Raw genomic sequence first — 26963 nt, 5'->3', positions numbered from 1 at the left:
GGCAATGCGCTTATCGGGCTGCGATAGGCAGTGCGCTGGCGCATTGCTTGGCTATGCCCAAATGCGCCAGAGACAGATCAACCATGGCGTCCAGAACGGTCCAGCCGATCTTCTCCTGGAAAGGGCGCAGGGAGGCCCGCCAGCAGGCGGCTTGAATGGGCGCAGTGTGGCGCATGTTCCAGGCAACCAGTCCCCAGGCGTAGTGGTCGCCGCTGCGTGCAAGCCAGGTATCGCGGTGCTGTGCCAGCCACTGGACGGTTGCGCTGTCCGATTCCTTGACCGGCAGGATGCCCGTGTTCCACAGATAGGCACTGGCCAGCGTATGGGGATAGAACTGGACCTGGGCATATTCAGGGATGGCAGGTTTCCATTGCCGCCCAGTCCAGAACTGCTGGCGAATGGCTGCTGCCAACTGGTTGGCCTGCCATGTGGCGCGGGCGTCAGACCGCAAGGCCTCATACACCTCGACGTTGTCCATCAGGTAGCACAGATCGGTATGGGGGAAAACTCTGTAAAGCTGGGTCTGCGGATTGCGAAGGCTGGCCAGCAGACGCTGGCTGGCGGCGATGGCCTGGTTTGCCGCGGGCTGCTGGTCGGCAGGGATCCATGCTCTTTGCAATGCCATGTTCAGCATTTGGATGGTGGTGGCAGCCGTGGAGTCATCGGCATCGGCCGCCATGCAGCTGTGCCACGTCTTGTCAGCTTCCAGGCAGAAGCGGTCAAAGCCGCCATCCTTGCGTTGCTTGGGAAGCAGCCACTTGAGCCATTGCACAAACTCGGTCTGCAGGGGCGCGGCTGCCTGCATGGCAATGATGAAGCTTTTGTTGATGAAGTACGGGTCAGCCACCGGGCTGCCCAGCGTGGTGTAGTAGGCGCCGTCGCCAGTTGCAAAGTCGCTGAGGGCGGGGGGCTCCGCCGCCCGGACGATGCCTGCCGCCCCCATGGCTATGCCAAGAGCGACGGAAGTGCGGGTAAACAATGCATGCAACGGCTTCATAGAACCACCTGACCTGAGCGTACGGCAGACATGCTGCCATAGACGCGAACGGATGCAAGCAGCGCAATGGACCATGCAGATACGCTGCATGGCACTTGTTTGCTGCCAATCTGACTGTTGGGCCCCAGCTGCAGGTGCTTGCCTGCACACAAAGGGCCTTCAATATAGTTGCTGCCCAGGGTATGGATGTCTCCAAGCGCGAACAGCGCGCCCTTGACGCAGGCACCTGTGGCCAAGGTCACGTTGCCATGCACCTTGACATGGCCGGTGACCACCGCCATGTCTTCAATCCACAGATTGCCCGTTACTACCAGTCCGCCCTGAACCATGGTACCCGCCGGTATGTGCAGGTCGCCGTAATGGCGCTGCTGAAGTGCGGTCAAGGGCATGCCTTCGCCCAGGCTGTCCAGTGGAAAGCCCAGCGAACGCTTGAGCGGCCAGGTAAAGATGCAGGCAGCCGACATGCGCTGAAACCGGCTGCCGGGAGACAGCACGATATTGCGCGCAGCGCTGCTCAGCCGAGCCAGGTGTACGGGGCCCAGGCAGTGGATGTTTTGGGCATGCAGTACATGCAGCACCATGCTGTTGGCCTGCAGCTCCACCGTTTCGTTGGAGACCAGCGCCTTGACCTGTGCGCGGAACCCCAGCACCACCGACTGCATGGTTCTGGCCTCCAACCGGGTCTGGCCGCGCGGGATCACTATCTGCCCGCGATCGTCGCGCTGCCACTGCTCGCTGCGAGGCATCTCCTCCAGCAGAGGCAACTGGTCGAGCATGCGCAGCGCGGCATAGTCGGTGCGGCCATTGTCGAGATGGTCGATCTCCAGGGCGGCTGCATCGCTGCGCGAATACAGCTCACGCAGCGCTGGAAGCAGCGGAATCAAGAAGATGGATACCGTCAGCAGCAGCCATGTCGCGCCAAACACCCAGGTGTGCGAAGCGTCACTCACTCGGCACCTCTTGTATCGGCGCTGGCGAAGTCTGGCGGTAGCGCACTGTCTTGTCCCATTTGAACTGGCGCTTGAAGAGCCTGTCAAGCACCAGTCCATCGAGCGTGGCTTTGGAGACGGCAATCATGCTCACGACAAAGCCGGTCAGCAGCAGAGGCAGCAGGCGCAGGCGCCGCTGATGGCCATCCAGGTGCACAGCGGCTGCCACTTCAAAAAAGGCCGCAAAGTTGCCCACACAGGCAAAGCCAGCGGTGACCAGCAGCATCACCAGGGCAATGTTGACGTTGGCATCGATGCCATAGCCCGTCACCGTCAGCACCAATGCCAGAATCCAGCCGATCAGCAGAACCGGTGACATCAGGAACACACCGAGCAGGGCGAGGCCATCGACGCGCTCCATCCATGTCAGGCCCTTACGGGTGACCATCTGCTGCCAGAACTTGGCCAGCACCTGGTTGTGGCCCTTGGCCCAGCGGCCAATCTGGCGAAAGCGCACGGCCCAGCTCTCGGGTACCTCTTCATAGCATTCGGCATAGCCCAGGTAGGCGGTCTGCCAGCCTTTGAGCAGCAGGCGGTAGGTGAGGTCCGTGTCCTCAGCCAGCACGTTGGGCGTCCAGCCTCCCACTTCTTTCAGTGCGCTCAAGCGAATGCCGCCCACGGTGCCGCCATACTGCGCAACCGCGCCAATGTTGTAGCGTGCCTGCTGGTCCACCTGGTAGCCGCCAGAGCGCTCCAGGTCGAGCAGTCGCGTCAGCAGGTTGACGCCAGCATTCTGCGGCACCACGCGGCCCATCACTGCGCCAATTTCGGGGTCCAGAAATGGGGCGACCAGTTGCTTGATGATCTTCTTGCCGGGTAGGTAGTCGGCATCAAAGATCACGATCAGCTCGGATTGGCCTTGGGCTTGCACGATGTTGGTGGCATCTGCCAGAGCAGCAGCCTTGCCGGGAGGGCCGTCCTGGCGGTGGAAAAGCTGCAGGCGGCCGGGGTTGCGGTCCGCGTAGCTATCGATGATCTGGCGCGTTCCGTCGGTGGAGCGGTCATTGACCGGCATGATGGTCAGGCGGTCGCGTGGGTAATCCACATTCAACAGCGCCTCAATGCAGCCGGAGATGACGGCCTCTTCGTTGTGCGCTGCAATGAAAACGGTGATATGCGGCCAGTTGGCCTGCTCGATTCCTGCGTAGATGGGGCGCTGGCGTGCAAACAGGCGGTTGAGGGTGAAAGCGTAGTGCCGGAAGGTATACAGCGCCTCCAGCGCCACGATCACGATCAATGCCACCAGGCACAGAGCCAGCACCCACCCCAGCCAGCCATCGCTTCTGTCCATGGCCCAAGGCTGGGCATGGGCCAATACCGGCAGGGTGCCCATGGCAAACGCCAAGGCTTTACCTACTATGAATTTTGTTGCTTTATGTTTCAACACGGTATTGATAGATTAAATCACTCCAAGCGAGCGAGTCAATTCTATCAATCAAATGTTAAGAATAAATAGTTATTTTCTAAATACTATAGGGAAATAGGCTTTGTTGACATTGTTTCGCTGTTGGCAAAGGTCGTTTGCAGTAAAAGAAATTCGTTACAATTTGATTCCAGCCTGCGCAATGATCTTCGCATTGGCTGCGCTTTCCTTGCGCAGCAGCTCGGCGAATTCGGTGGGACTCATCTTGAGCGGCACGTTGTCGGTGCTACGCATCAGCTCCTGAATGCCGGGTTCATCGAGCTGGGTCTGTATCGCCTTGGCAAGCTGGGCGATGATGGCAGGCGGGGTCTTGCCCGGAGCCATGAAGCCGAACAGCGATGTCAGGTTGGCTTCGGGGACGCCAAGTTCTGCCAGCGTCTTGGCCTGGGGTTGGTTGGGCGCGCGCTGCGGCCCGGTGGTGGCCAGCAGGCGCAGCGTGCCCTGCTGGAGCAGGCCGTTGATGGTGCCGAAGGGATTGCCCAGCATGATCTCGAAGTGGCCGCCCACGGCATCGTTCACGGTCTGGCCCACGCCTTTGTAGGGGACATGGATCATTTTTGCCCCGGTCTTGGCCTGGATCTGCTCAAGCATGATGTGCCCCACCGATCCGATGCCCGAGGTGGCGAAACGAATGGTTTCCGGTTTGGCCTTGGCCTGGGCAATCAGATCTTCCCAGCTTTTGCCGCTAAAGGCAGGCGTGGCCAGCACATAGACGGGGGAGTACATCATCGGCGCCACTGCGGCGATCGAGGTGGCCGGGTCATAGGGCAGCTTCATCAGGTGTGGCGACAAGGTGAGCGGGCTGATGGCCGATAGCGCCAGGGTGTAGCCATCGGCAGTTGCACGGGCCACGTCGCCCATGCCCAGCGTGCCGCCAGCGCCAGCCTTGTTGTCCACCACCAGGGCCTGACCCAGGGCCTTACCCAGGTTTTCGCACAGCTTTCGGCCGACGCTGTCGGTCACGCCGCCTGCGGCGTAGGGAATGACAACCCGAATCGGCTTGGCGGGGTAGGCATCGGCTGCCCGCACAAGACCAGGCGCTGCGCTTGCACTGATGGCGCTGATCGCGGAGAGGGAGAGAAATTGGCGGCGTTGCATGAATGCTCCTGTGATGAAAGCAAAAACCTGCGCGGCAATGGGCCGTGCAGGTTTTGATGGTGATGGTGTTGAAATGCTATTATTTAAATAGCTGGATACGCAATCGGTATTTGCGTTAGTGCGGTATCTGACGCTAATGTTTGGCGCCAAAGCTGGCCATGTAGGTCTGGGGCTCGCCGGTCTTGAAGGCATTGGCAAACTCCTGCACGCTCTCGTCAATGGCCGCGTCGATGGACTGCTTTTCCCAGGCGCGCAGCATGCGCTTTTGCTGGCGCAGGGCCTGCGGGCCATATCCGGCCAACTGCTTGGCAAGGCGCTCCACTTCTTCGTCCAGGCGATCGGGGGCCACCACATGGTCGAGCAGGCCCCACTGCAGGGACTGCGCAGCGTCGATGTTGTCGCCCGTCAGCAGCAGCCATTGCGCGCGGGCTGCGCCAATCAGGCGGGGCAGCAACGCGGCGTGGATGACGGAAGGAATGCCCACCTTCACCTCGGGCATGCCGCACTGCACGCGGTTGCTGGCAATGCGGATGTCGCATGCACAGGCCAGCTCCAGCCCGCCACCCAGCGTCCATCCTGGCAGGCGGGCGATGACGGGGGTGGGGAACTGGCGCGCTGCCTCGCACACGGTACGCAGGCGCGTGATGAAGGCGGCCGCGTTGTCCGCATTCAGGCCGCGCATCTCCTTGATGTCGGCGCCTGCGACAAAGGCTTTGTCACCGCTGCCACGCAGCACCAGCACGCGGATCCGCTCATCTTTGGAGAGCGCGTCGAAGGCCTGGGCCAGATCGGTCAGCACTGGGGATGACAGAATGTTGAGGCTGCCCGCATTGCGGAAGGTGAGGGTGGCAACGCCATGGTCCTCAAGGGTGGCGTGGGCGTGGTGGAGGTCGATCAGGCTCATGCCGGCATTGTGCAAATGCTGCGGCGCGTTGCCCGTCCCGCCAGGGACAAAATAGCAATTACACGCATCCTCGCTGCCGGTGGAAGATGTTTCAATTCATTGATTTTCCGGGAAAATTACACATTCTTTGGGATTGCTTCCAATTTCATAGCTGTTTGCCTGCATGACAAGCCGATTTGGATAAAAAGGCAGTTGAATTCATTGAATATCAAGCGCACACAGCTCTTGAATCCATAGCGAAGGGCCCATGGCATACCGATACACTGTGCCGATGCGAGCTCTCCTTTTGTCGATTCCGGCCCGATTGCGTCCGCCGCACATTGCAACTCACCGATCCTGGGGGATGTATCTGCTGCTGGCGCTGTGTGCATGGCTGCTGCCCTTGGCAGCGGGTGCAGCGCCAGCCTCCTTGCCCTCGCTGGGCGGATTGAGCGTGGGCCAGGCGAGCGGCGGCAGCGAGGAAGAGCGGGCCATTCAAGCGCAGCGGGATGCGGCCAATACTGCTGAGCAGGAGGCCGATGCGCTGGCGCAGTCGCTGGAGCGCCTGCGCAACCGCGTGCAGGCGCCAGCACCGGCACTGCCTGCGCCTTTGAGCGATATGGAGCTGGGCCAGATATTGGCGCGTTGGGAAGAGCGCGTTCCTGCAAATGCGAGCCAGGAAGTGCTGGAGCGCTTGCTCACGGACGAGCGCGAGGCGATTGCAACGCTCAAGGCCGGCATCGAGAAAACGGCGGCCGAACAGGCCAATCTGGTGGCGCAGCCCGGTACGGGCCGCGTCGATCTGGCCACATTGCAGCAGCGGGTGCAAGACAGTGCCCTTCCTGTGACCGCAGAGCCCGGCGAATCGCCTGCGCTGACCCAGGCGCGCCAGCAGCGGCGCAGTGCCGAACACCGGCGTGCCACGCAGGAGCTCGCCCTGCGCCAGGAGGAGCAGGCCACCATCGAGACCCGGCAGCGCCTGCTGGATGCGCAATTGCAGACGCAGCGCCGGGAACTGCTGGAGCGCACGCCGCGCGTGGCCTGGCTGAACCAGCGTATTGCCGAGCGCAGCCGCCAGCAGCTGGAGCAGCAGGTGCAGCAAGCCCAGGCGGCCGAAAGCAATGCGGCAGAGGCCGCACCGGCCATTCGTGAGCTGGCGCAGCAAAATACAGGGCTTGCCGAGCAGATCCTGGAGCACACCAACCGCCTGGTGCAAGAGCGCCAGGCACTGGCCGCCGATGAGTACCGCCAGGGCCAGCTGGCTTCGGCGCTGCGCGATACACAGGCGCGGCTGCGCCTGGGTGGCAGCGCATCGGTGGGGCAGTGGCTGTGGAAGCAGCGGGTAGCGCTTCCCACGGCCAATACCATCCAGGCGCGGCGCAAAGCCACGCAGCGGCAACTGGCGGAGCTGCGCCTTTCGCTGTTCAACGCCAGTGAATGGCGCTTCAATCTCAACGGTACGGTGGCAGGCTCTGGCAGTGCGCAGACAGGAGCGGGTGTGGGGAGCAGTGCCCAGCGCACTGCCCTGTGGACCAAGCAGGCGGCGCTGATTGACCAACTGCAGCCGCTGCTGCTGCGGCGCATTGCCGTGCTGGAGCAGACCGACGCCGCCTTGCAGGCCACGCTGCGCAGCGGCAGCGCACTGCGCCAGGTGATGGACAAGGAGTTGCTGTGGTTCCCGAGCCACCAGGCCATGGACAGCGCATGGTTGCGTGAATGGCGCACCGTGCTGCGTGGCTCGGAGGGCGCGAGCGTTGATTCAGGCGCGAACGCATCGCCATGGAACACGGCGCGCGTGCTGGGCGCCAGCATGCTTCGCAACCTCTGGGTCTATGCCGGCATTCTTGCGGGCGTTCTGGTGCTGCTGGGCCTGCGCCGGTATGCGCTGCGCCAGTTGCAGGCCATCGCCTTGCGGGTCGATGATTTCTCGCAAGACCACTTCGGCCTGACCTTGGTTGCGCTGGGCTGGAGCCTGCTCTACGCCTTGCCATGGAGCTTTGCCACCGCCGCCTTGGGCCTGCTGCTGCAATCGGCTGCCGCGCCAGCGGCGCTGGAGCCGCTGGGCCAGGCGCTTGAGCAATTGAGCGATTTCGTCTTTCTGGTCACCCTGCTCCATGTGCTGTTCCGCCCGGGCGGGCTGGCGCTGGCGCACTTTGGCTGGCCGCGCGAGCGCGTGCAGGCGCTGCGCCAGATGGTGCTGCGGGCTACCTGGTTGATCGTGCCCATCGAGCTGCTGGGCGGCATGGCGTTCTTCAGCCATGACGATGCAGCCATCAGCACCTGGGGGCGGCTGTGCCTGCTGGTGCTCACTCTGGGTCTGGCGTGGATTGCCTTCCGGTACCTGCGGCAAAGCATTCGCAAGCAGCGTCCCGGCCTGCGCTGGGGCCAGGTGGTGAGCGTGGCGGTGCTGCTGGTGCTGGCGGGCACGCTTGCTGGCATCGTGTTGGGCTACGTCTATACCGCCACCGAGGTCATCCAGGCGCTGCTGAGCAGCTTTGTGTTCCTGGCGGCAGCCGAAGTGCTGGTCAGCCTGTTGCGGCGCTGGCTATTGCTGGGCGAGCGCCAACTGGCGCTGAACCGGCTGCGCGCCGCTGCCGTGCAGACGCATGCGGGCAGCACACAAGGTGCGGTGGATGCGGCAGGCAAGGCGCCATCCGATGAACAAAGCCAGATGGCGCTCGTCACCGTGAGCACGCAGGCCCACCGGCTGCTGGGCCTGCTGCAGCGGGTGCTGGTGGCGCTGAGCCTGGTCTACGCCTGGTCGCCGGTGCTGCCCGCATTGCTGCGGTTTGAAGGTGTGGTGCTCTGGTACACCACCAACACCGAGGCGGGCGGTGTCACACGATCTGCCCCCGTGAGCCTGATGGATCTGCTGCTGGGCATGCTGATCCTGCTGCTGACCTTCAGCCTCACGCGCAACCTGCCGGGCCTGGTGGAAGTGGCATTCTCCGCCTCGCTGCGCATCAGCAGCTCTGCACGCTACACCATGGCCACGCTGGCGCGCTACACCATCACCATTGCCGGTACGGTGAGTGCGTTGACACTGCTGGGCCTGCGCTGGAGCCAGCTGCAGTGGATGGCTGCTGCGCTCACCGTTGGCCTGGGTTTTGGCTTGCAGGAGATTTTTGCCAACTTTGTCTCTGGCCTCATCCTGCTGGTGGAGCGGCCTTTCCGCGTGGGCGACATCATCACCATCAACCAGCACACCGGCACGGTAACGCGCATTCGTACCCGGGCCACCACGGTGCTGGATTTCGACAACCAGGAAATCGTCATTCCCAACAAGACCTTCATCACCGGGCAGGTGACGAACTGGACGCTGAGCGACGATGTGACACGTCTGGTCATCGACGTGGGGGTGGCCCACGGCAGCGACCCGGCAAAGGTGCAGAGCCTGCTGCTGTCCATTGCGGCCGAGCACTCGCTGGTGCTGCGGGAGCCAGAGCCCAACTGCTGGTTCATGGCGCTGGAAGGGCAGGGCCAGAAGTTCGAGCTGCGCGTGTATGTGGGCGCCGTGGGAGACCGGTTGCAGGTGCGCAACGATCTCAACCGCAGCATCAACGCCAAGCTGGCGGCAGCCGGTATTGCGATCGCATTTCCGCAGATGGATATCCATGTACGCGACATGCCGTCTGGAGCTGCGGAGAGCGCGAAAGGCGCATAGCGACACGGGTGTCGCTCGGTTCAGCCGGGTTTCTCAAGAAAAGAATAGCTGGCGGCGCTCATGAGTGCAGGATTGAAGACAAAAATCTCTGAAATTCAAGTGCAGCAGCGCTCCTAGCGCACCTTTTGGGCGGCTGGTTCAGGCGTCGGCCTGGGCAGCCGCCTGCACCAGGGCTACAAAGCGCTTGGCTGCAAGGCCCATAGGGTGCTCCTTGGACCAGACCACATCCACACACAATTGGTTGCCATTGCTCAGGTTGGCAAATTCCATCGCCACCAGCGCGCCCGATTGCAGCTGGGGCGCGACCAGCTTGCGCGGCAGCCAACCCCAGCCGATACCGGCGCTGATCATGCGCAACGCGGCCACATGGTTGTCCGTGCGCCAGACATCGCGGGCATAGACCAGCCGCTCGTCGTTCAGGCTCCAGTCACGGCTGGCCACGACGATCTGGCGTGTGTTGGTGAGGTGGTGCTCGCGCAGTAACGGCGCTTTCTGGTTCTTTTCGTGGCGCGCGGCCTGCATCATGGGATGGGCGGGTGCGATCACTGCCAGCAAGGTCTCGCTGGCCACTTCCTGAAAGCCTTCACGGCCATCCAGGCTGGGCCGTTCAAAGACCAGCGCCAACTGTGCGCGGCCGGTGTGCAGCATGGTCAGCGCATCGGCCTGCGGTGCGGTCAGCACCTCGACAGCCAGTTGCGGATATTCCTGCGCCAAGGTGGCCAGCGGTTCTGCCCATGGGGCGGACAGAAGTTCGGGCGCGATGGCCACCGTCAGGCGCGTCTCCAGGCCCCGCTCCAGAGCCAGTGCATGGGCATTGAGCTGCTGCAGCTGGGCAGCCAGCAGGCGAGCCTGTGGTTCAAGCGCCAGCGCGGCGGGCAGCGGTGTGGGTTCGCGCCCGCTGCGGTCAAACAGCGGCATGTTCAGCGCGGCTTCCAGCTGCGCAACCTGCATGCTGACGGCCGACGGCACCTTGCCCAGTGCGCGGGCGGCGGCGGAAAAACTGCCATGGTCCAGTACTGCCAGCAAGGTCTGGATGGCGTCGGAATCGAAAGGGGCAAAGGTGGCGAGCGGCTCGGTCATGGGCAAATCGATTGCGGCGGGGCAAATCTGGCTGGTTCCGCTTGAACGGAGCGATGCCCTGGGATGCCTGATCTGTCAGATTTTCTGAAAGATTCTGACTTATGTTATCAGCATAAAGCACATACCATGGCGGCCAATATGTCAGTTCAAAACATTCAAGGCAGCCCCTGGTCTCTGCAGGGGCCATGGCGCCGCGTCGCGTATGTAGGTTTGTATGAGGCCATTGCCATTGTTGCGGCAACGGCGGGCCTGTCCGCATTGTCGGGGCAGGGCGCTGCGCATTCGGGAGTCGTGGCCGTGGTCTCGTCGGCCATCGCCATTTGCTGGAACGTGGTGTGGAACCACCTGTTCGAGATGTGGGAGGCGCGCCAGGCCACGCGCGGCCGAGGCATTGGCCGCCGCATTGCCCATGCCATCGGTATGGAGGGGGGCCTGGTCTTCATGCTGGTGCCGCTGTTTGCCTGGTGGTTCAAGGTCAGCCTGTGGGAGGCGCTGGTGATGGATATCGGCCTGCTGCTGTTCTTTCTGGTCTATACCTTTGTCTTCAACTGGAGCTTTGACCGCATCTTTGGCCTGCCGCGTTCCGCACAGTGAGCGTAGCTGGGTACCGCAGACAGGCATTCAAAAAAGAAGCTACCTGCGCCTGATGGGGAGGGGTTTCAGGCGAAAAACGATCTGAAGTCCGCATCCATCAGGCGCAGGCAGCTATTAATTTTTGGCTGCCTCAGCGCAGCAGGGCAATCATCATCTGCAGCACAAAGGCGTTGATGATGTCGATGAAGAAGGCGCCCACCAGCGGCACGATGAGAAAAGCCTTGTGCGACGGACCATACTGGTTGGTGATGGCCTGCATGTTGGCTACGGCTGTGGGCGTGGCGCCCATGCCGAAGCCGCAGTGGCCGGCGGCCAGCACGGCCGCGTCGTAATTGCGGCCCATGACGCGGAAGGTCACAAAGGCCGCAAACAGTGCCAGTGCCAGGGTCTGCGCCGCCAGGATGATCATCAAGGGGCCCGCCAGGTCGGTCAGCTCCCAGAGCTTGAGCGACAGCAATGCAATCGCCAGATAAATCGACAGGCCAGCGTTGCCGAACACATCGATGGCGCGGTCAAAGACCTTGAAGCCAAAGCCATAGTCCAGCACGTTGCGGATGACCACGCCGCCGCCCAGTGCCCAGACGAAGGTGGGCAGTTGTACGGCCGTGCCCTTTGTGGCGCCGGTCATGAACTCGGCAAAGGCAAGGCACCCTGCAAACAGGGCCAGGGTTTCGATGGCGGCCTCGGCGGTGATCAGGCGCGGCGCCGTGTTGGGCGATTCGAAATTGGCCACATCGCTGCCTTCGCTCACCGTGGTGCGGTCGCTTTGCTGCTCTGCATTGGTGCGCGGGCGCGCCAGCTGGTGCCGGGTGATCAGGCGCTTGGCCAGCGGCCCGCCCAGCAGGCCGCCAATGACGAGGCCAAAGGTGGCGCAGGCAATGCCCAGGGCAGTGGCACCGCTCAGGCCATATTGTTGCTCCAGCACCGCGCCCCAGGCGCCAGCCGTACCGTGGCCACCCAGCAGCGTGATGGAGCCGGCCACGAGACCAATCAGCGGGTCCAGTCCCAGCAGGGTGGCCAGACCCACGCCCACGCCGTTCTGCACGACGATGAAGACCACGATCACGCACAGAAAGATGATGAGCCCCATGCCGCCTTCGCGCAGCTTGGCAAAATTGGCGCTCAGGCCAATGGACGAAAAGAATACCAGCATGAAGGCCGACTGCAGCCCGGATTCAAAGGACAGGGTGAGGCCGGTGAGCTGGTGCAGCGCAAAGATCACGGCCGCCACCACCAAGCCGCCGGAGACAGGCTCCGGAATATTGAAATCGCGCAGGAAACGGATGTGCCGGGTCAGCAATTTGCCCAGCAACAGCACGAGAACGGCCATGATCAGGGTGTAATAGGCACTGAAGCTCAGGTGCAAGGTTTTCTCCTCAGGGTGCAGGCCTTTGGCCTGATTGGATACAAAAGCGCAGGTGTTCTCTGCTGATCGGCATATTTTTCCGACAAAACCGCGCAATATGCGCGAAATGCGATGGCAGCGTTCGTGAATGGCGATATAACCCGGTCAAACTGCTGCATTTGCCGTTGCTATGCCTGCTGCGCGTGCTATAGGGCAATGTGGGGCGTCCTGGCTTAAAATGGCTGGCCTTGTCCCAAGGAGCGCTGCAGCAGGCCGGTGGTATGACCATTGCGGGCCTGTCAGGCTTGGGCAGGTGGCTGGGTATGCTCTGCGCTGCCCACAGCAACGGCGCTCACCTGTTCTGTCGTGTATTTCTGGTTTTTACAGGTGAGCCCCATGTCCGCGTCTGCTTCTCCCATCTCCGTCCCTCCCATGCGCCTGTCGGGCCTGGAGCCCGTCTTCATCGGCGAGGGCACGCTGTTCGTCAACGTGGGCGAGCGCACCAACGTCACCGGCTCCAAGGCTTTCGCGCGCATGATTCTCAACGAGCAGTATGAGGAAGCGCTATCGGTGGCGCGCCAGCAGGTGGAAAACGGCGCCCAGGTCATCGACGTGAACATGGACGAGGCCATGCTTGACAGCAAGGCCGCCATGGTGCGCTTTCTGAACCTGATTGCCTCCGAGCCCGACATCGCCAAGGTGCCGGTGATGGTCGATTCTTCCAAGTGGGAAGTTATCGAGGCTGGCCTGCGCTGCCTGCAGGGCAAGGGCATCGTCAACTCCATCTCCATGAAGGAGGGGGTGGACAAGTTCAAGCATGAGGCCAAGCTGATCAAGCGTTACGGCGCTGCCGCCGTGGTGATGGCTTTCGACGAGCTGGGCCAGGCAGACACTTACCAGCGCAAGATCGAGATCTGCGGGCGCGCCTACCGCGTGCTGGTCGATGAAGTGGGCTTTCCACCTGAAGACATCATCTTCGACCCCAATATCTTTGCCGTTGCCACCGGGATCGAGGAGCACAACAACTACGCGGTCGAATTTATCGAGGCCACACGCTGGATCAAGCAGAACCTGCCGGGCGCCAAGGTGAGCGGCGGCGTCTCCAATGTGAGCTTCTCCTTCCGCGGCAATGACCCGGTGCGCGAGGCCATCCACACCGTGTTCCTCTACCACGCCATCCAGGCGGGCATGGACATGGGTATCGTCAACGCCGGCATGGTGGGCGTCTACGACGACCTGGAGCCCACACTGCGTGAGCGCGTGGAAGACGTGGTGCTCAACCGCCGCCCCGATGCCGCCGAGCGCTTGCTGGAGATTGCCGAAGCCGCCAAGGGCGCGGCCAAGGACGATAGCAAGAAGCTCGAATGGCGCGGCACGCCCGAGCACCCCAAGACCGTGGGCGAGCGCCTGTCGCATGCGCTGGTGCACGGCATTACCGATTTCATCGTCGACGATACCGAAGAGGCCTACCAGCAGATCGTTGTGCAGGGCGGCGGGCGTCCGCTGCATGTGATCGAAGGCCCGCTGATGGACGGCATGAACATCGTGGGCGACCTCTTCGGCGCGGGCAAGATGTTCCTGCCCCAGGTGGTGAAATCCGCGCGCGTGATGAAGCAGGCCGTGGCCCACCTCATTCCCTACATCGAAGAAGAAAAGCGCCAGCAGGAAGCCGCGGGCCTGGACGTGTCGAGCAAGGGCAAGATCGTCATCGCCACCGTCAAGGGCGATGTGCACGACATCGGCAAGAACATCGTTACCGTGGTGTTGCAGTGCAACAACTTTGAGGTCATCAACATGGGCGTGATGGTGCCCTGCCACGAGATTCTGGCCCGCGCCAAGGCCGAGGGCGCAGACATCATCGGCCTGTCGGGCCTCATCACCCCCAGCCTCGAAGAGATGCAGTACGTGGCGGGCGAGATGGATAAGGACGATTATTTCCGCATCAAGAAGATACCGCTTCTGATTGGCGGGGCCACTTGCTCGCGTGTGCACACGGCCGTCAAGATTGCGCCCAAGTACGACGGCCCCGTGGTCTACGTGCCCGACGCCTCGCGCAGCGTGAGCGTGGCGCAAAGCCTGCTGGGCGAAGGCAAGCAAGCGTACTTGAGCGAGCTGGAAGCCGACTACGACAAAGTGCGCCACCAGCACGCCAACAAGAAAAAGACGCCGCTGTGGCCGCTGGAGAAGGCACGCGCCAATGCCACGCCCGTGGATTTTGCGTCCCACCCGCCCGTCGTGCCGCGCATGCTGGGCCGCCGCGTGTTCAAGAACTTCGATCTGGCCGAGATCGCTCGCTATATTGACTGGGCACCGTTCTTCCAGACCTGGGATCTGGCTGGGCCTTACCCTGCAATCCTTGACGACGAGGTGGTGGGCGAGGAGGCGCGCAAGGTGCTGGCCGATGCACAGGCCATGCTCAAGAAGATCATCGAAGGCCGCTGGCTTACCGCCAATGGCGTGATGGCGCTGTACCCGGCCAACCGCGTGGGCGACGACATCGTGTTCTACAGCGACGAGACGCGCAGTACCGCGCTGATGACCTGGTACGGCATGCGCCAGCAGACCGAAAAGCAGGTGGTCGAGGGCCCCGATGGCCGGCCCGTGATGCGTCCCAGCCGCTGCCTGTCGGATTTCGTGGCCACCAGGGAATCGGGCATCGCGGATTACGCGGGCTTGTTTGCCGTGACGGCCGGCATCGGCGCCGAGAAGAAGGACAAGGAGTTCCAGGACGCGCTGGACGACTACTCGGGCATCATGTTCAAGGCACTGGCCGATCGTCTGGCCGAGGCCTTTGCCGAATGCCTGCACGAGCGCGTACGCAAGGATCTGTGGGGCTACGCCGCAGATGAAGCCTTGAGCAACGAGCAGCTCATCAAGGAGCAATACAAGGGCATTCGCCCCGCGCCCGGTTACCCTGCTTGCCCGGACCACACGGCCAAGATCGACCTGTTCCAGCTGCTGGACGCCAAGGACATCGGTATGGAGTTGACCGACAGCCTGGCCATGTTCCCGGCATCGAGCGTGAGCGGTTTCTACCTGGGAAGCCCCGAGGCCACCTACTTCAACGTGGGCCAGATCGGCGAAGACCAGCTGGCCGACATGGCCGAGCGCCGGGGCATGGACATCGAGGAGCTGCGGCGCAAGCTGGCGCCCAACCTGGGGTAATGGCTTAGCTGACAAAACGCTGGCTGTACATGCGAAATTTACATATCGATTGAATGAAAACGTCGTTGCCTGACGACGGTTCGGCTTTCTACACTGACTTCACTGTGCTGCGGCCCGAGGGGCTGCACACGGGTTTGTTCAAGAAAGCATCGATATGAAAAACAAGACATTGGCGCTGGTCGCCACCGCTGCTCTGGCAGCACTGGCATCGGGCGCCGCCTGGGCGGATCGCTTGCAGGACATCAAGCAGGCAGGGGTGTTGCGCGTGGCGGCGTTTGATGCCAACCCGCCTTTTGGCTTCGTCGACCCAAAGACCCGCAAGATCGTGGGTCTGGACGTGGACTATGCGCAGGAGTTTGCGAGGCGCCTGGGCGTGAAGCTGCAGCTGGTGCCCACCAATCCTGCCAACCGCGTGCCGCTCCTGCTGGCGGGTAAGGTCGATCTGGTGCTGGCCAACTTCACCATCACTGAAGAGCGTGCCCGGCAGGTCGGTTTCAGTATTCCGTACTTTGCTTCGGGTACGCAGTTCATCGCGCCCAAGGGCACATTGACGACGCAGCAGCAACTGAACGCGCTGCGCATCGGTGTGGACAAGGGCACGACCAACGAGATCGTGCTGCGTGAGAAATACCCCCAGGCGACCCTGGTGGCCTACGACGACACGCCGTTTGCCTTTACCGCGCTGCGCAATGGCAATGTGCAGGCCATCTCGCAGGACGGCCCCAAGCTGGTGGGCCTGCTGGCCACCATCAAGGACAAGCAGGAGCGTGACAAGTGGGAGGTTCCGGCCTTCACGATCTCCAGCGACTACATCGGTGTGGGCATTCCCAAGGGCGAAGCTGCTCTGACCGATTTTGTCAACACTGCCTTGCAGGAGCTGGAGGCCAACGGCCAGGCTGGCAAGATCTACGACACCTGGTTTGGCCCGCAAAGCGCAACGCCTCTGACGCGCAATTTCAGGATCGGCGACAAGCGCTGAGGTTTGCCTTCGGCAATGGCAATGGTGTCCGCCTGATCTCGGCCTGTGCCGGGATTCAGGTCTGGTGTGCTGGCAAACATGCATCCTTTCCTCTCCTGGCTCGATCCGCTCTGGCAGCATCTGCTGGCCGGTAAATACTGGCACTGGCTGCTTGGCGGCTGGTGGGTCACCGTGCTGACTTCGCTGCTGGTCATCGCCGCCGCCACGGTGCTGGGCATTGGCTTTGCCCTGGCGCGCAATTCCAGGCTGGCGCCGGTGCGCGGGCTGGCCCTGGTCTATCTGTCGGCCTTCCGCAATACACCGCTGCTGGTGCAGCTGTTCTTCTGGTACTTTGGGGTGCCCAGCCTGCTGCCAGCCGAGTGGGTGGCCTGGCTCAACCGGCCGCACCCGTTGGGCGGCGGATGGCTCAGCCTGGACTGGCCTTCCTTCGAGTTCATCTCTGCGGCGGTTGGTCTGGTGTTCTATTCCACGGCCTATGTGGGCGAGGAAGTGCGTGCAGGCATCCGCAGCGTGGCGCCCAGCCAGATCCAGGCGGCGCGCTCGCTGGGCATGACGGGCTGGCAACTGCAGCGCTACATCGTGCTGCCGCAGGCGCTGGCCACCATTACCTCGCCGCTGCTGGGGCAGTACATGAACATCATCAAGAACACATCGCTGGGCATGACCATAGGCCTGGTCGAGCTGTCCTACCGTGCGCGCCAGGCCGAGGCCGAGACCTTCCAGTCCTTTCAGGTGTATGGCATCACCACGCTGCTGTACATCGTGCTGATCCTGGTGGTGGAGCTGCTGAGCCAGCACCTGGCTCGTCGGCGTCGCTGGGGCAGAGTTCAGCCGGGGCGGGCATGAACTTTTCCGCATTGGGTGACGACTGGCTCTACCTGCTGGTGGGCACCTTCCCTGATGGGCCGCCCGGCGGCGCTCTGCTGACGCTGATTCTGAGCGCCAGCTCGGGCCTGCTGTCTGCCGTGCTGGGATTGGTGCTGGGTGTGGCCCTGGTGATGGGTACCGGGCGATGGAGTGGGTGGTTGCGCGCTGTGCTGGGCTTTTTGCGCGCCATTCCGGTGCTGCTGCTGATCTTCTGGATCTACTTTCTGCTGCCGGTGCTCTTTCATATGGATGTGCCCGGCAGCGTCTCGGTGGTCTGCGCACTGTCGCTGGTCAGCGGTGCCTATCTGGCGCACGGGGTGGCGGCGGGCATTGGCGCCGTAGGGCAAGGCCAGTGGAATGCGGGGGCCGCGCTGGGCCTGACGCGCTGGCAGGTGCTGCGCAGCCTGATCCTGCCCCAGGCCTTGCCGGTGATGCTGCCGTCGTTCGTGAACCAATGGGTCACCCTGATCAAGGACAGCTCGCTGGCCTATATCGTCGGCGTGGGCGAGCTGTCCTTTCTGTCCACCCAGGTCAATGCGCGGCTGATGGTGCATCCTGCCGAGGTGTTTTTGCTGGTGGGCGCCATCTACTGGTTGCTGTGCACGCTGCTCAATCTGCTGGCCTGGGCGGTAGAGCGCTTGGGCAAGGCAGGGTTTGCCGGTGCATAGGCGATAAAAAAGGACGCATGGCGTCCTTTTGCATTGTGAGGGCGGGGGGCAGCAGGCTTACTTGCCTTTCAGCTCGGCAATGTAGGCGTCGCGGGCCTTCACGCCGGTCGGGGTGAAGTCAGTGAAAACGCCATCGATGCCCAGGCGGTAGTAGGCGAGGAATTCCTGCACCGGGTCTCCCTTGTAGATACCGGCAAGGCGCCCCGCTTCGTTGCGGAAGGTGAAGCTGTGCACGACCAGGCCAGCCTTGTGCGCGTTGGCAATCAGGCCGGTGTCCTTGAGGGTGTTCACGTCCTTGAGACCTGCGCCTTCCTTGTACGGTACTACCGAGTGGGCCAGCACCTGAGGCTTCCAGGGGCCGATGCCGTCGGCGTAGGTCTTGATCTCGGCGAGGCCCGCCGGGGTCTGCATGACGGCGAAGGTGCGCGCGTCACCGGCCAGCGTCCAGCTGTAGGGGCGGCCGCTGATGAAGGTCCACTCATCGGAGGTGATGTAGACCATCGAGCCGTCCTTGAGGTCGAAGTCATTGCCGTCGATCAGCTGCACGCCCTTGGCCTTCATGCCAGCCTTGCGCAGGTACTTCAGGCTTTCGGGGTCAAAGCTCTGGATGTAGATGGGAGCATCCTTGCTGTTGAGCTTGTTCTTCTCCAGCAGGGCCAGGGTGGCGTCTTCCAGCGGGTGGCTGCCTGGCGCGCCGCAGCCATTGGCAATGGCCTGCTGGTTGTTCCAGTAGGGGTTCTTGGTTTCGGCGTAGACCGGGATGGTGCGGCCCGCTGCTTTGCCCTTGGCCGCGGCGATGTCGATCACATCCTGCGCGCTGATGAGCGGCAGCTTGCCATTCCACTCGGTAGGGCGGTCGGCACGGTTGTCCAGCGTGGTGCCTGCAATCCAGTCGCGCAACTCTTGCATCGTGAAGTCGCTGATTGACCAGTCGTTGCTGTGGTCCTCGCCATCGACTACCAGGGCCTTGAGCACCGACTTGGGATCGCTGGGGTTGATCTGGTCGCTCAGGTACTGTGCGGGGCCGTTGGCGGGAATGGCGGGGTATTTCACATCCACCAGTACGCCCTTGGCCGTGCGTTTGCGGGCGGCCACGGCGGCGTTGGTCTTGGCAACGTCGGCGATGTTGGTGCTGTCCCCCAGCCATGCATTGTGGCGAGCCACCAGCTGGCAGTCGCGCGTCAGGTGCATGTCCAGCTCGATCATGTCGGCACCGGCGTCGATGGCCTTTTCATAGGCCATGCGTGTCTGCTCGGGGTACATGCCGGAGTAGCCGCGGTGCGCGATCACCTGGGGCTGGGAGCCATCCAGGGTGAGAAAGCGCACACCGTCATCACCGCCGCCACCACCGCAGGCGGTGAGCAGCAGTGCGCCACACAGGGCTGTGCCCAGCGCTGTCAGATGAAACTTGGGAGTACGTGTTGTCATAGGATTCGACCAAGGGTTGAGAAAGCGAAAGGTGGGTGGATGCTGCGGGCGCTGTATGACTGTGGTGTGACAGCACGCCCGGCCGTCAGCTGGCGCCAACGGCAACGCTGCAGCAGCTCGCTTGCGCAAACTGCTGCATGGCAGCGTACGGGATTGCGGGCGCTTTACCCAGTACTTTCGATATTGCGGCGCAGCAAATGTGGCGTAAACACTTTCTCAGGCGCGTTGCAGCAGCCAAACCAGCATCAATGCCAGCGCAGCGGGCACGGCAAAATTGAGCAGCAGAATGGGCAGCTCTTGCGCCACGGTGTAACCGGCCTTGCTGACACCGACCCACATATTGGCCAAGGTCATCGCCAGCCACACAGGAATGAATGCCTTGGCGCCGGTGGCCATGCTGGCTGCATCAGCCCCCCACAGTTTGCCCAGCAGCACGAAAACGGCGAGCTGCAGCCCGCCTGTCACCATCACCAGCAGCATGTGCATGGCGGTCTCCTCTTGGTTGAAAACAATGCGGCCTGCCGCTGGTGCAGGCCATGTCTGCTTATTTTGTCGTGTAACCGCCGTTGATCAAGATCGTTTGTCCGGTGATCCACCAGCCGTCGCTCACCAGGTGGCGCACAAAGGGAACCACGTCTTCGATATCGGTGAGGCCCGTCTGGCTGAAGGGCGAGAGGGCCGCTGCGCTCTTGTGGTAGGCCTGGGCATCGGTGCTTTCCTGGCCGTAGAAGAATGGCGTGTCCATCGGGCCGGGGCCCACGGCAGTCACCGAGATGCCGCGTGCGCCGAATTCCTTGGCGGCTGCGCGGGTGTAGTGTTCTACCGGTGCCTTGGTGCCAGCGTACGACGAATAGAACGGCGTGAACGCGCCCAGCAGCGACGTTACCAAGGTGCAGACCTTGCCGCCATCGTTCACATGCTTGCCTGCTTCCTTCAAAAAGAAGAAGGCGGCCTTGTTGTTGACTGCGTCCATTTCGTCAAATTCAGCCTCACTGATGTCGGCCATCGGTTTCTTCAGCACCTTGCCCACGGTATTGATGGCGATGTCAGGGCGGCCCACGGCGGCAACGGCGTCGGCAAACAGCTTTTCCACCGCAGCGGCCGTTGTCAGGTCGCCTTGCAGGATGACGGCCTTGGCGCCAAGTTTTTGCACGGCAGCCAGGGTCTGTTCGGCATCGGCCTTGCTGGCAGCGCTGTTGTAGTGGATGGCAATGGCCTTGGCACCGTGCTGAGCGAAATCCGTAGCGAGCAGGCCGCCCAGGTTTTTGGCGCCACCGGCGATCAATACGGTTTTGCCCTGGAGGCTGTGTTTGGAAGAAGAGGACATGAATGAATACTCCTGTGCATGAATCAGAGGTATCCAGCGTAATTGGTTATAAATCAAAGATAAATATAGAATTTATTCCATATTTATTCAGAATTTACTAACAATCAACGCCCGCTCTGTGCACCATGGACCGTATAGACCTGCTCCAGATTTTTCTGCGTGTGGCTGCGACCGGCAGCTTTTCGCAGGCGGCCGATCAGCTGTCGCTGCCCCGTCCCACGGTCTCGCTCGCTGTACAGCAGCTGGAGGCCCGCCTGGGCACCCGGCTGCTGCACCGCACCACGCGCAAGGTGGCGCTCACGCTGGACGGCCATGCCCTGGTGGAGCGCGCAAGCAGCCTGGTGGACGAGATGCAGGATCTGGAGCAGCGCTTTCGCCCCAACCACCATGCGGTGGCGGGGCGCTTGCGCATCGATGTGCCCAGCCGTGTGGCGCGCCTGCTCATTGCGCCGGCCCTGCCCGCCTTGCTGGCGCAGCACCCGGGGCTGGAGGTGGATCTGGGCTCCAGTGACCGCGCGGTCGATCTGGTGCTGGAGCATGTGGATTGCGCGCTGCGTGTGGGGCCGCTGGCCGACAGCAGTCTGGTGGCCAAGCCGCTGGGCAGCATGCGGCTCATCAACTGCGCAAGCCCCGCGTATCTGGCGCAGCATGGTACTCCCCAGACCCCGGCCGATCTGGCGGCGCACCAGGTGGTGCGCTACAACTCGCCCACCACCGGCCGCTCCGCGCCCTGGGAATGGGTAGAGGGCGGCAGCGAACACAGCCAGGTGGTGCCCGGTGCGGTGGGCGCCAACCATGTGGAAAGCTATATCGCCTGCGCCCTGGCCGGGCTGGGGCTTATCCAGATTCCGCAGTACGACGTGCGCGGCCACCTGCAAGCGGGTGAGCTGGTGGAGGTGCTGCATGATTACCCGCCGCCCGCCTTGCCGGTGCATGTGCTCTACCCGCACCGCACGCATCTCTCGCGCCGGGTGCGTGTGTTCATCGAGTGGGTGGCGCAGTTGCTGGCGCAGGCGGGGGCTGTTGAAGACGCCATTCAATAAACAGCTTGAAAATCAGCGTGCACCTGCGGCAGTCAGCATTTTTTCGATGGTCTTGTAGCCCCGTTGCCTGGCGTGGGCCAGTGGTGTCACGCCGTCCTTGTCGGCCAGGTTCACATCGGCCTTGGCTTCGATCAGCAATTGCACGATTTGCTGGTAGCGCGGGCCGCCATCCGACAGGATGATGGCTTCGAGCAGGCCTGTCCATCCCAGGCGGTTGACATGGTTCACGTCGACGCCTGCGGCGATGAGGGTCCGCACGGTTTCGACATGGCCGCGCTCGCAGGCAGGAATGAGCGCGGTGCCGCCGTAGCGGTTGGTGCTGCGCAGATCGGCCCCATGGGCCAGGGCCATTTTCAGTATTTCCAGAAGGCCGCGCGCACCGGCGTACAGGTACGGGCTGTCTTGCATGTCGTCCTTGGCGTTCACGTTGGCACCAGCCTCGATCAACGCCCTGGCCGCATCTACGTAGTTGCCATGGGTGGCCACCAGCAAGGCGGTGCGGCCCTGCGCGTCACGAGAGTCAATAGCGGCACCTTCTTTGAGTAGCTGGCGGATCGCGGAGACATCATTGGCTGCAGCGGCCTGGTGCAGGCGGAGGCTGGTCATGGCAGAAGTGGAGGGGTGGGTCTGTGCGCTTGTGTTGGCCTGGGCTCGGGCTGGTGCTGCCCATGGCGCGCTGAGTGCGCCCATCAGGCAGAGTGCAAGAAAACGGTGCAAGGCTTTTCCTCCTGGTCGTTGGGCATGGGGAAATGGCGCGATGAGGGCGAGAGGTCTTGGAGATCGTAGCATCGCCAGAACCCCTATACTCACAAATTCATAGCTGTTGGCGCATAACTGGTGAGCGCCAGAAGGTGATTTATATCGATAGCGATGCTGACCGAATGAGGTGCAGCGACCCCATCATTCCTCCAAGACATGCTGAAAAAAGCCGCACGCGCACATCCTTGCCGCGCAAAGTGCTATCAAAAACAAAGTGGGAACGCAGCGCTGCTGGGCCTGGGCTGGTGCGTGATGGCGGTTCTGGCGCTGGTGATGCTGTGGCTGCTGGCGCCGCTGCTCGTGGGCATAGTGGTGGGCCTGGGGGTGACCGTGCTGCTGTGCCAGAGCATTCGCATCGGACGGGCGTTGCAGTGGCGGCGCGCCTTGCGGGCAGAGTCGCTGGAAAGTGCCGAGGAGGAGGCGCGCACGCCGAACTGGGTGCCGTTTGCGGCAATGCTGTTCACATTGGTAGGCGGCGCAACGGGCTGGCTCACCCTGTTCTGGCTGCCCGAGGGCCTGCACCCCGAGCAAGTACTGCCACTTGGCACAGCGCTGCTCTGCGCGCTGGGGGTGTTCGTGCTGGTGTGGTTGGTGGGGCAGCTGTCCACCGGCTGGAGCCATCTGCGGCAGGGCGAGGCCTGGAATGCGGCACCCATGCCCTCGGATTGGTGGGTGTGGGCGCTGCTGCTGGCATTGCCGACCGGCGTGCTGACGGGCCTGGTGGCACCCGACCAGGCCAGCCAGAAGGCCTGGGGCGAACAATGGCGCGGTTATTACAGCGTGCCCATTCGTATTGCACTGGCACCTGTGGAAAACAGCGAATCACGCCAGCAGCGCGATGACGCCCTGCTGCAGCTGGTGGGCCCCTTGCTGGAACAAGGCAGCCGCCGGGTGGAGGCTCGCCTTCGCACCCGCAACGGCACCACGGTCATGACGGCTGCCGTTCCGGCGCGCTACCGCTGGGCGGATGATGCGCTGGAGATTCGCCTGGCGGGGGAGTTGGCTCCCCAGGTGCTGGCCCAGCATGTAGAGGCTGTGCGAGGGGCGACCCGTGGAGAGGCGGGGATGTGGGTACTGCTGGGCATGGCGCAATGCCAGCCAGCACCCAGTGCGATGGCCGCGTTGAGCATGGCGCACCGCCGTGCGCAGTGGCAGCGCACCCAGGTCTGCGCGAGGGAGCGAGGCGCCGAAATGCAGCGTCTGGCGGCTGTGTTGCAAGGCCAGATAAGCGCTGTGGAGGTACTGCCGGGCGTGCGCTTTCGTCCTTGGCCGTTGCGGCATGGCTGGCGCGCGGTGGAGCTGCCTTCTGGAAAAGCGCTGGAAGCTGCACCGCTGCTGGCGCGTTAGCCCTGCCTTGGGGCGCTTTCAGGCGGAGGGCTGCAGGCAGTCCGCCCATTCACCGGGGTGCAAACCATCCAGCGTATAAGGCCCGATGGCCATGCGCACCAGCCGCAAGGTCGGGTGGCCGACGGCAGCGGTCATGCGGCGCACCTGGCGGTTCTTGCCTTCGCGGATGATGAGCTCGATCCAGCAATCGGGGATGCTCTGCCGCACCCGGATCGGCGGGTTGCGCGGCCACATATCGGGTTGCGGGTCGAGCAGGCGCGCCTGCGCGGGCAGGGTCTTGCCGTCGTTAAGCACTACGCCATCACGCAGTTGCTGCAGTGCGACATCGGTGGGAATGCCTTCCACCTGTACCCAGTATGTCTTGGCCATCTTGTGGCGCGGGTCAGCGATGCGTGCCTGCAGCCTGCCGTCGTTGGTCAGCAGCAGCAGGCCTTCGCTGTCGGCGTCCAGGCGCCCTGCCACGTACACACCGGGTACATCGATCCAGTCCTTGAGCGCCGTCCACCGCCCTTCGGGGGTGAACTGGCTGAGCACGCCATAGGGCTTGTGAAAACGCAGCAGGCGCGGCGCGACTGCGGGCGGGGGCTGGCGCCTGTTCATCGGAGCACCGGAGCCAGGGTGGCACGCAAGCGTTCGCTGGGCGCGGGTTCCGGCTCGGGCGAGGGTGGCGCGATCTCCAGCGCCTCTTCCACCTGGCCGATGTGCGCCAGCATCAGCGCGCGGGCCTGGGCGGTGTCGCCGCGCTCCAGCGCTGCAACGATGCTGGCATGGTCGGCGCAGGATTGCTCGGCGCTGTGCTGCGACTGGTAGAGCGTGGCGGCCAGCGTGGTGCGGGCCGTCAGGTCGCGCAGCGTATTGGCCAGCAGGCGGTGGCCCATCTGCTCGGCCAGGCACACGTGAAAGTCGGCCAGCAGAAAGGCGCGGGTGGCGGCATCGGCGCCCTGGATGGCGCGTTCTTCCTCGCCGATGTGCTGGCGCAGTTGCACAATCACCTTCTGCATCGGGCGCCCGGCCGCATCGATGATGCCCGATTCAATGATGCGGCGCGCTGCGAAGGCGTCGCGTGCCTCGTCGGCGCTGGGCTGCACCACATACCAGCCGCGGCGCGGCTGCACCTGCACAAAGCCGCGCGCCTGCAATTGCATCAGTGCTTCGCGCACCACGGTGCGGCTCACGGCAAAGTTATCGGCCAGCTCCTGCTCCCCCAGCCGTTCTCCGGGCGAGAGCTTCTGCGCCAGGATGGCTTCGACAACGCGCTCGGCGATGGAGGTGGGGGTGACAGGAGACATGGACTCAGGCATGGGATTCGGACGTACCCGATTGTGCCGCCGATTGGGGTGCATCTTCGGCGATGCGCTCGCCATTGAGCACACGATGGGCACGTTCGCGGTCGATATCGCCTTCCCAGGCGGCGATGGCTACCGTGGCCACGCAGTTGCCGATCAGGTTGCCCAGCGCGCGGGCGATGCCCATGAACCAGTCCACCGACAGCACCAGCACCAGGCCGATGGCCGGAATCGCGGGAATCGCATGCAAGGTGGCGGCCAGCACGACGATGGCCGAGCCCGGCACGCCGTGCGCGCCCTTGGAGGTGACCAATGCAATGGCCAGAATGGTCAGCAGGTCGGACATGCTGATGGGCGTGTTGGTGGCCTGGGCAATGAAGACCGCCGCCAGCGTGATGTAGATCGAGAACGCATCGAGGTTGAACGAGTAGCCGGTGGGGATCACCAGGCCCACGGTGGAATCGCGCACGCCCATGTTGCGCAGCTTGGCCATCACCTGTGGCAGCACGCTGTCGGAGGAGGTGGTGGCGAACACGATGGTCAGCTCTTCGCGCAGGTAGCGCAGCAGCTTGATGAGGCTGAAGCCGGACATGCGCATCACCAGACCCAGCACCACGAACACGAAGAACAGCACCGCCACGTAGAACAGGCCCACCAGCATGCCCAGTTGCTTGAGCGAGCCGATCCCGTACTTGCCCACGGTGAAGGCAATCGCGCCCAGCACGCCCAGCGGCGCCAGCTTGATGATGATGCCCATGATCTTGAACAGCGCGAGTGCCGTCATGTCCACCAGATCGGCCAGCGGCTTGACGCGATCGCCCAGCAGGGTGAGCGCACAGCCGAACAGCACCGCAAACAGCAGCACCTGCAGCACATCGCCCTTGGCGAAGGCATCCACCACCGTCGTGGGGATGAGCTTCATCAGGAAATCCACCGTGCCGCCGCTGGTCAGCTTGTCGGCATTGCTGGCGTAGGCTGCCATGGCCGCCGGATCGAGCTGGCTGACATCCACGTTCATGCCGACACCGGGCTCGAACACAAAGGCCAGCACCAGCCCCATGGTCAGCGCGATCGTGGTGAGTACTTCAAAGTAGATCAGCGACTTAACCCCCACGCGGCCCACGCGCTTCAAGTCGCCCGCCCCGGCAATGCCGTGCACGACCACGCAGAACACCAGCACGGGGATGATCATCTTGATCAGCTTGATGAAGCCGTCGCCCAGCGGCTTGAGTTTGACGGCGTATTCAGGCGTCAGCAGGCCAACGATCACACCCACAATGAGTGCGATCACCACCTGCCCGAAGAGGGATTTGACAAAGCGGCGCATGGGAGGGATTCCTTGAAATGTATTTGCATACAAGATTTGTTTATCTTGTGCACAAGAATGTACTCAAGGAGTTTGCTGCGCGTGCAGCGGGTATTCCCGGTAGTGCGGCTGTAGTTGCCAAAAGCCAAAAGGCATGCCCGGGGAGTGTTTCCATGGGCATGCCTTTTGGCAGGGCACAGCGTCAGCAGGGCAAATGCCTGCGTCGGCGCATAACAGTTATTCCTGAGCGGGAAGTGTTCAGCGGGCCGATTCCACTGCGGCTACCACCACCACCTCGATCTTGTAGGCCGGGTTGGCCAGCTGGGCCTGCACGGTGGCGCGGGGCGGCGTGTGGCCAGCCGCGACCCAGGCGTCCCAGACTTCGTTCATCTGGCCGATTTCGCTGATATCGGTCAGGTAGATCTGGCATTGCAGGATGCTTTGCTTGCTGGAGCCAGCCTCGCCCAGCAGGCGGTCGATGTGGCCCAGCACCTCCTGCGTCTGTGTCTTGATGTCCGCGCCGGGGCTGTTTTCCGGAATCTGGCCTGCCAGATACACGGTGCCGTTGTAAATGGCGGTTTCGGACAGGCGGGCGCCCACATGGCGGCGATCGATGGCAGAGGTCATGGGTGTCTTTCTGTGGATGAAAAGATTTTCAAAAATCATAGCGCATGGCGCGCACTGGTGGAGCGCCTAAGGCTGTTTTGGTGCAGAT

The 26963-nt window shown here is 62.9% G+C and carries 23 protein-coding genes and 1 riboswitch; of the genes, 8 read left to right on the top strand and 15 right to left on the bottom strand.

Annotated features, from left to right (window positions below; all coding sequences use genetic code 11):
* Nucleotides 1–10 precede the first annotated feature (10 nt).
* The 5 genes from HNP33_RS02945 to HNP33_RS02925 form a co-directional block, all read right to left on the bottom strand.
* On the bottom strand, nucleotides 11–997 hold the full coding sequence (locus HNP33_RS02945) for a hypothetical protein (protein WP_184705092.1): 987 nt from the start codon (nucleotides 995–997) through the stop codon (nucleotides 11–13).
* Nucleotides 994–1947 carry a polymer-forming cytoskeletal protein gene (locus HNP33_RS02940; protein WP_184705090.1) on the bottom strand — a complete coding sequence of 318 codons (954 nt, stop codon included), beginning with the start codon at nucleotides 1945–1947 and terminating at the stop codon, nucleotides 994–996. Before HNP33_RS02940 ends, HNP33_RS02945 begins: the two co-directional genes overlap by 4 nt.
* Nucleotides 1940–3319, bottom strand: coding sequence for a glycosyltransferase family 2 protein (locus HNP33_RS02935; RefSeq protein WP_184705088.1), 1380 nt, complete (start codon nucleotides 3317–3319; stop codon nucleotides 1940–1942). Before HNP33_RS02935 ends, HNP33_RS02940 begins: the two co-directional genes overlap by 8 nt.
* A 207-nt stretch (nucleotides 3320–3526) precedes the next feature.
* Nucleotides 3527–4507, bottom strand: coding sequence for a Bug family tripartite tricarboxylate transporter substrate binding protein (locus HNP33_RS02930; RefSeq protein ID WP_184705086.1), 981 nt, complete (start codon nucleotides 4505–4507; stop codon nucleotides 3527–3529).
* A gap of 133 nt (nucleotides 4508–4640) precedes the next feature.
* Nucleotides 4641–5411, bottom strand: a complete 771-nt coding sequence (locus HNP33_RS02925) for an enoyl-CoA hydratase (RefSeq protein WP_184705084.1) — start codon at nucleotides 5409–5411, stop codon at nucleotides 4641–4643.
* Between the two features lie 343 nt (nucleotides 5412–5754).
* Between HNP33_RS02925 and HNP33_RS02920 the strand changes: the two genes are divergently transcribed.
* A complete protein-coding gene (locus tag HNP33_RS02920) occupies nucleotides 5755–9054 on the top strand; it encodes a mechanosensitive ion channel domain-containing protein (RefSeq protein ID WP_233464303.1) in 3300 nt (1099 codons plus the stop codon).
* A gap of 138 nt (nucleotides 9055–9192) precedes the next feature.
* Here HNP33_RS02920 and HNP33_RS02915 read toward each other — a convergent pair whose 3' ends face one another.
* Complete coding sequence (locus tag HNP33_RS02915; protein WP_184705079.1) at nucleotides 9193–10134, bottom strand: LysR family transcriptional regulator; 942 nt, start codon at nucleotides 10132–10134, stop codon at nucleotides 9193–9195.
* A 138-nt stretch (nucleotides 10135–10272) separates the two neighbouring features.
* Between HNP33_RS02915 and HNP33_RS02910 the strand changes: the two genes are divergently transcribed.
* Entirely contained in the window at nucleotides 10273–10728 is a 456-nt protein-coding gene (locus tag HNP33_RS02910) for a PACE efflux transporter (RefSeq protein ID WP_233464300.1), read from the top strand.
* Between the two features lie 130 nt (nucleotides 10729–10858).
* Here the strand turns inward: HNP33_RS02910 and gltS are convergent, their stop codons facing one another.
* Nucleotides 10859–12094, bottom strand: coding sequence for a sodium/glutamate symporter (gene gltS, locus HNP33_RS02905; RefSeq protein ID WP_184705077.1), 1236 nt, complete (start codon nucleotides 12092–12094; stop codon nucleotides 10859–10861).
* Nucleotides 12095–12322: 228 nt separating this feature from the next.
* Nucleotides 12323–12434, top strand: a riboswitch (S-adenosyl-L-homocysteine riboswitch).
* Between the two features lie 35 nt (nucleotides 12435–12469).
* On the opposite strand from gltS, the gene metH reads away from it, so the two are divergent.
* The 4 genes from metH to HNP33_RS02885 all read left to right on the top strand — a co-directional run bounded on the left by metH (nucleotide 12470) and on the right by HNP33_RS02885 (nucleotide 17752).
* Nucleotides 12470–15238, top strand: a complete 2769-nt coding sequence (gene metH, locus HNP33_RS02900) for a methionine synthase (RefSeq protein WP_184705075.1) — start codon at nucleotides 12470–12472, stop codon at nucleotides 15236–15238.
* A gap of 154 nt (nucleotides 15239–15392) precedes the next feature.
* On the top strand, nucleotides 15393–16217 hold the full coding sequence (locus tag HNP33_RS02895; RefSeq protein ID WP_184705073.1) for an ABC transporter substrate-binding protein: 825 nt from the start codon (nucleotides 15393–15395) through the stop codon (nucleotides 16215–16217).
* 78 nt (nucleotides 16218–16295) lie between these two features.
* On the top strand, nucleotides 16296–17063 hold the full coding sequence (locus tag HNP33_RS02890) for an amino acid ABC transporter permease (protein WP_184705071.1): 768 nt from the start codon (nucleotides 16296–16298) through the stop codon (nucleotides 17061–17063).
* Nucleotides 17060–17752, top strand: coding sequence for an amino acid ABC transporter permease (locus HNP33_RS02885; protein ID WP_184705069.1), 693 nt, complete (start codon nucleotides 17060–17062; stop codon nucleotides 17750–17752). The genes HNP33_RS02890 and HNP33_RS02885 overlap by 4 nt, the downstream gene beginning before the upstream one ends.
* Before the next feature lie 57 nt (nucleotides 17753–17809).
* On the opposite strand, the gene HNP33_RS02880 is transcribed toward HNP33_RS02885, so the two are convergent.
* The 3 genes from HNP33_RS02880 to HNP33_RS02870 form a co-directional block, all read right to left on the bottom strand.
* On the bottom strand, nucleotides 17810–19180 hold the full coding sequence (locus HNP33_RS02880; RefSeq protein ID WP_184705067.1) for a glycerophosphodiester phosphodiesterase family protein: 1371 nt from the start codon (nucleotides 19178–19180) through the stop codon (nucleotides 17810–17812).
* Between the two features lie 216 nt (nucleotides 19181–19396).
* Nucleotides 19397–19666: a hypothetical protein gene (locus HNP33_RS02875; protein ID WP_184705065.1), complete on the bottom strand. Its 270-nt coding sequence runs from the start codon at nucleotides 19664–19666 to the stop codon at nucleotides 19397–19399.
* 58 nt (nucleotides 19667–19724) lie between these two features.
* Nucleotides 19725–20507: an SDR family oxidoreductase gene (locus tag HNP33_RS02870; protein WP_184705063.1), complete on the bottom strand. Its 783-nt coding sequence runs from the start codon at nucleotides 20505–20507 to the stop codon at nucleotides 19725–19727.
* Nucleotides 20508–20632: 125 nt separating this feature from the next.
* Between HNP33_RS02870 and HNP33_RS02865 the strand changes: the two genes are divergently transcribed.
* A complete protein-coding gene (locus tag HNP33_RS02865; protein WP_184705061.1) occupies nucleotides 20633–21550 on the top strand; it encodes a LysR family transcriptional regulator in 918 nt (305 codons plus the stop codon).
* 12 nt (nucleotides 21551–21562) lie between these two features.
* Here HNP33_RS02865 and HNP33_RS02860 read toward each other — a convergent pair whose 3' ends face one another.
* Nucleotides 21563–22240: an ankyrin repeat domain-containing protein gene (locus HNP33_RS02860; protein WP_184705256.1), complete on the bottom strand. Its 678-nt coding sequence runs from the start codon at nucleotides 22238–22240 to the stop codon at nucleotides 21563–21565.
* 321 nt (nucleotides 22241–22561) lie between these two features.
* On the opposite strand from HNP33_RS02860, the gene HNP33_RS02855 reads away from it, so the two are divergent.
* Nucleotides 22562–23656 carry a hypothetical protein gene (locus HNP33_RS02855; RefSeq protein WP_184705059.1) on the top strand — a complete coding sequence of 365 codons (1095 nt, stop codon included), beginning with the start codon at nucleotides 22562–22564 and terminating at the stop codon, nucleotides 23654–23656.
* An 18-nt stretch (nucleotides 23657–23674) separates the two neighbouring features.
* Here HNP33_RS02855 and HNP33_RS02850 read toward each other — a convergent pair whose 3' ends face one another.
* From HNP33_RS02850 to HNP33_RS02835, 4 genes are all read right to left on the bottom strand, one after another.
* Nucleotides 23675–24256, bottom strand: coding sequence for a pseudouridine synthase (locus HNP33_RS02850; protein ID WP_184705057.1), 582 nt, complete (start codon nucleotides 24254–24256; stop codon nucleotides 23675–23677).
* Entirely contained in the window at nucleotides 24253–24945 is a 693-nt protein-coding gene (locus tag HNP33_RS02845) for a GntR family transcriptional regulator (protein WP_184705055.1), read from the bottom strand. Before HNP33_RS02845 ends, HNP33_RS02850 begins: the two co-directional genes overlap by 4 nt.
* A gap of 4 nt (nucleotides 24946–24949) precedes the next feature.
* The gene (locus tag HNP33_RS02840; protein WP_184705053.1) at nucleotides 24950–26269 is read right to left on the bottom strand and encodes a C4-dicarboxylate transporter DctA; all 1320 of its coding nucleotides are present in this window, start codon (nucleotides 26267–26269) and stop codon (nucleotides 24950–24952) included.
* Nucleotides 26270–26506: 237 nt separating this feature from the next.
* Nucleotides 26507–26875 carry a RidA family protein gene (locus HNP33_RS02835; RefSeq protein ID WP_184705051.1) on the bottom strand — a complete coding sequence of 123 codons (369 nt, stop codon included), beginning with the start codon at nucleotides 26873–26875 and terminating at the stop codon, nucleotides 26507–26509.
* Nucleotides 26876–26963 lie beyond the last annotated feature (88 nt).

The sequence above is a fragment of the Comamonas odontotermitis genome (assembly GCF_014207855.1).
GTDB classification, from domain to species: Bacteria; Pseudomonadota; Gammaproteobacteria; order Burkholderiales; family Burkholderiaceae_C; genus Comamonas; species Comamonas odontotermitis_A.
This window is presented reverse-complemented; position numbering and strand designations above follow the sequence as displayed.

Excerpts from the sequence above, each read along its gene's own strand:
- HNP33_RS02875 (WP_184705065.1), bottom strand. The coding sequence starts at position 19,666 with ATGCACATGCTGCTGGTGATGGTGACAGGCGGGCTGCAGCTCGCCGTT.
- HNP33_RS02915 (WP_184705079.1), bottom strand. The coding sequence starts at position 10,134 with ATGACCGAGCCGCTCGCCACCTTTGCCCCTTTCGATTCCGACGCCATC.
- HNP33_RS02895 (WP_184705073.1), top strand. The coding sequence starts at position 15,393 with ATGAAAAACAAGACATTGGCGCTGGTCGCCACCGCTGCTCTGGCAGCA.
- HNP33_RS02840 (WP_184705053.1), bottom strand. The coding sequence starts at position 26,269 with ATGCGCCGCTTTGTCAAATCCCTCTTCGGGCAGGTGGTGATCGCACTC.
- HNP33_RS02870 (WP_184705063.1), bottom strand. The coding sequence starts at position 20,507 with ATGTCCTCTTCTTCCAAACACAGCCTCCAGGGCAAAACCGTATTGATC.
- HNP33_RS02845 (WP_184705055.1), bottom strand. The coding sequence starts at position 24,945 with ATGTCTCCTGTCACCCCCACCTCCATCGCCGAGCGCGTTGTCGAAGCC.
- HNP33_RS02835 (WP_184705051.1), bottom strand. The coding sequence starts at position 26,875 with ATGACCTCTGCCATCGATCGCCGCCATGTGGGCGCCCGCCTGTCCGAA.
- HNP33_RS02920 (WP_233464303.1), top strand. The coding sequence starts at position 5,755 with ATGTATCTGCTGCTGGCGCTGTGTGCATGGCTGCTGCCCTTGGCAGCG.
- HNP33_RS02945 (WP_184705092.1), bottom strand. The coding sequence starts at position 997 with ATGAAGCCGTTGCATGCATTGTTTACCCGCACTTCCGTCGCTCTTGGC.
- metH (WP_184705075.1), top strand. The coding sequence starts at position 12,470 with ATGTCCGCGTCTGCTTCTCCCATCTCCGTCCCTCCCATGCGCCTGTCG.
- HNP33_RS02855 (WP_184705059.1), top strand. The coding sequence starts at position 22,562 with ATGGCGGTTCTGGCGCTGGTGATGCTGTGGCTGCTGGCGCCGCTGCTC.
- HNP33_RS02865 (WP_184705061.1), top strand. The coding sequence starts at position 20,633 with ATGGACCGTATAGACCTGCTCCAGATTTTTCTGCGTGTGGCTGCGACC.
- HNP33_RS02890 (WP_184705071.1), top strand. The coding sequence starts at position 16,296 with ATGCATCCTTTCCTCTCCTGGCTCGATCCGCTCTGGCAGCATCTGCTG.
- HNP33_RS02935 (WP_184705088.1), bottom strand. The coding sequence starts at position 3,319 with ATGGGCACCCTGCCGGTATTGGCCCATGCCCAGCCTTGGGCCATGGAC.
- HNP33_RS02850 (WP_184705057.1), bottom strand. The coding sequence starts at position 24,256 with ATGAACAGGCGCCAGCCCCCGCCCGCAGTCGCGCCGCGCCTGCTGCGT.
- HNP33_RS02860 (WP_184705256.1), bottom strand. The coding sequence starts at position 22,240 with ATGGGCGCACTCAGCGCGCCATGGGCAGCACCAGCCCGAGCCCAGGCC.
- HNP33_RS02885 (WP_184705069.1), top strand. The coding sequence starts at position 17,060 with ATGAACTTTTCCGCATTGGGTGACGACTGGCTCTACCTGCTGGTGGGC.
- HNP33_RS02930 (WP_184705086.1), bottom strand. The coding sequence starts at position 4,507 with ATGCAACGCCGCCAATTTCTCTCCCTCTCCGCGATCAGCGCCATCAGT.
- HNP33_RS02910 (WP_233464300.1), top strand. The coding sequence starts at position 10,273 with ATGTCAGTTCAAAACATTCAAGGCAGCCCCTGGTCTCTGCAGGGGCCA.
- HNP33_RS02880 (WP_184705067.1), bottom strand. The coding sequence starts at position 19,180 with ATGACAACACGTACTCCCAAGTTTCATCTGACAGCGCTGGGCACAGCC.
- HNP33_RS02925 (WP_184705084.1), bottom strand. The coding sequence starts at position 5,411 with ATGAGCCTGATCGACCTCCACCACGCCCACGCCACCCTTGAGGACCAT.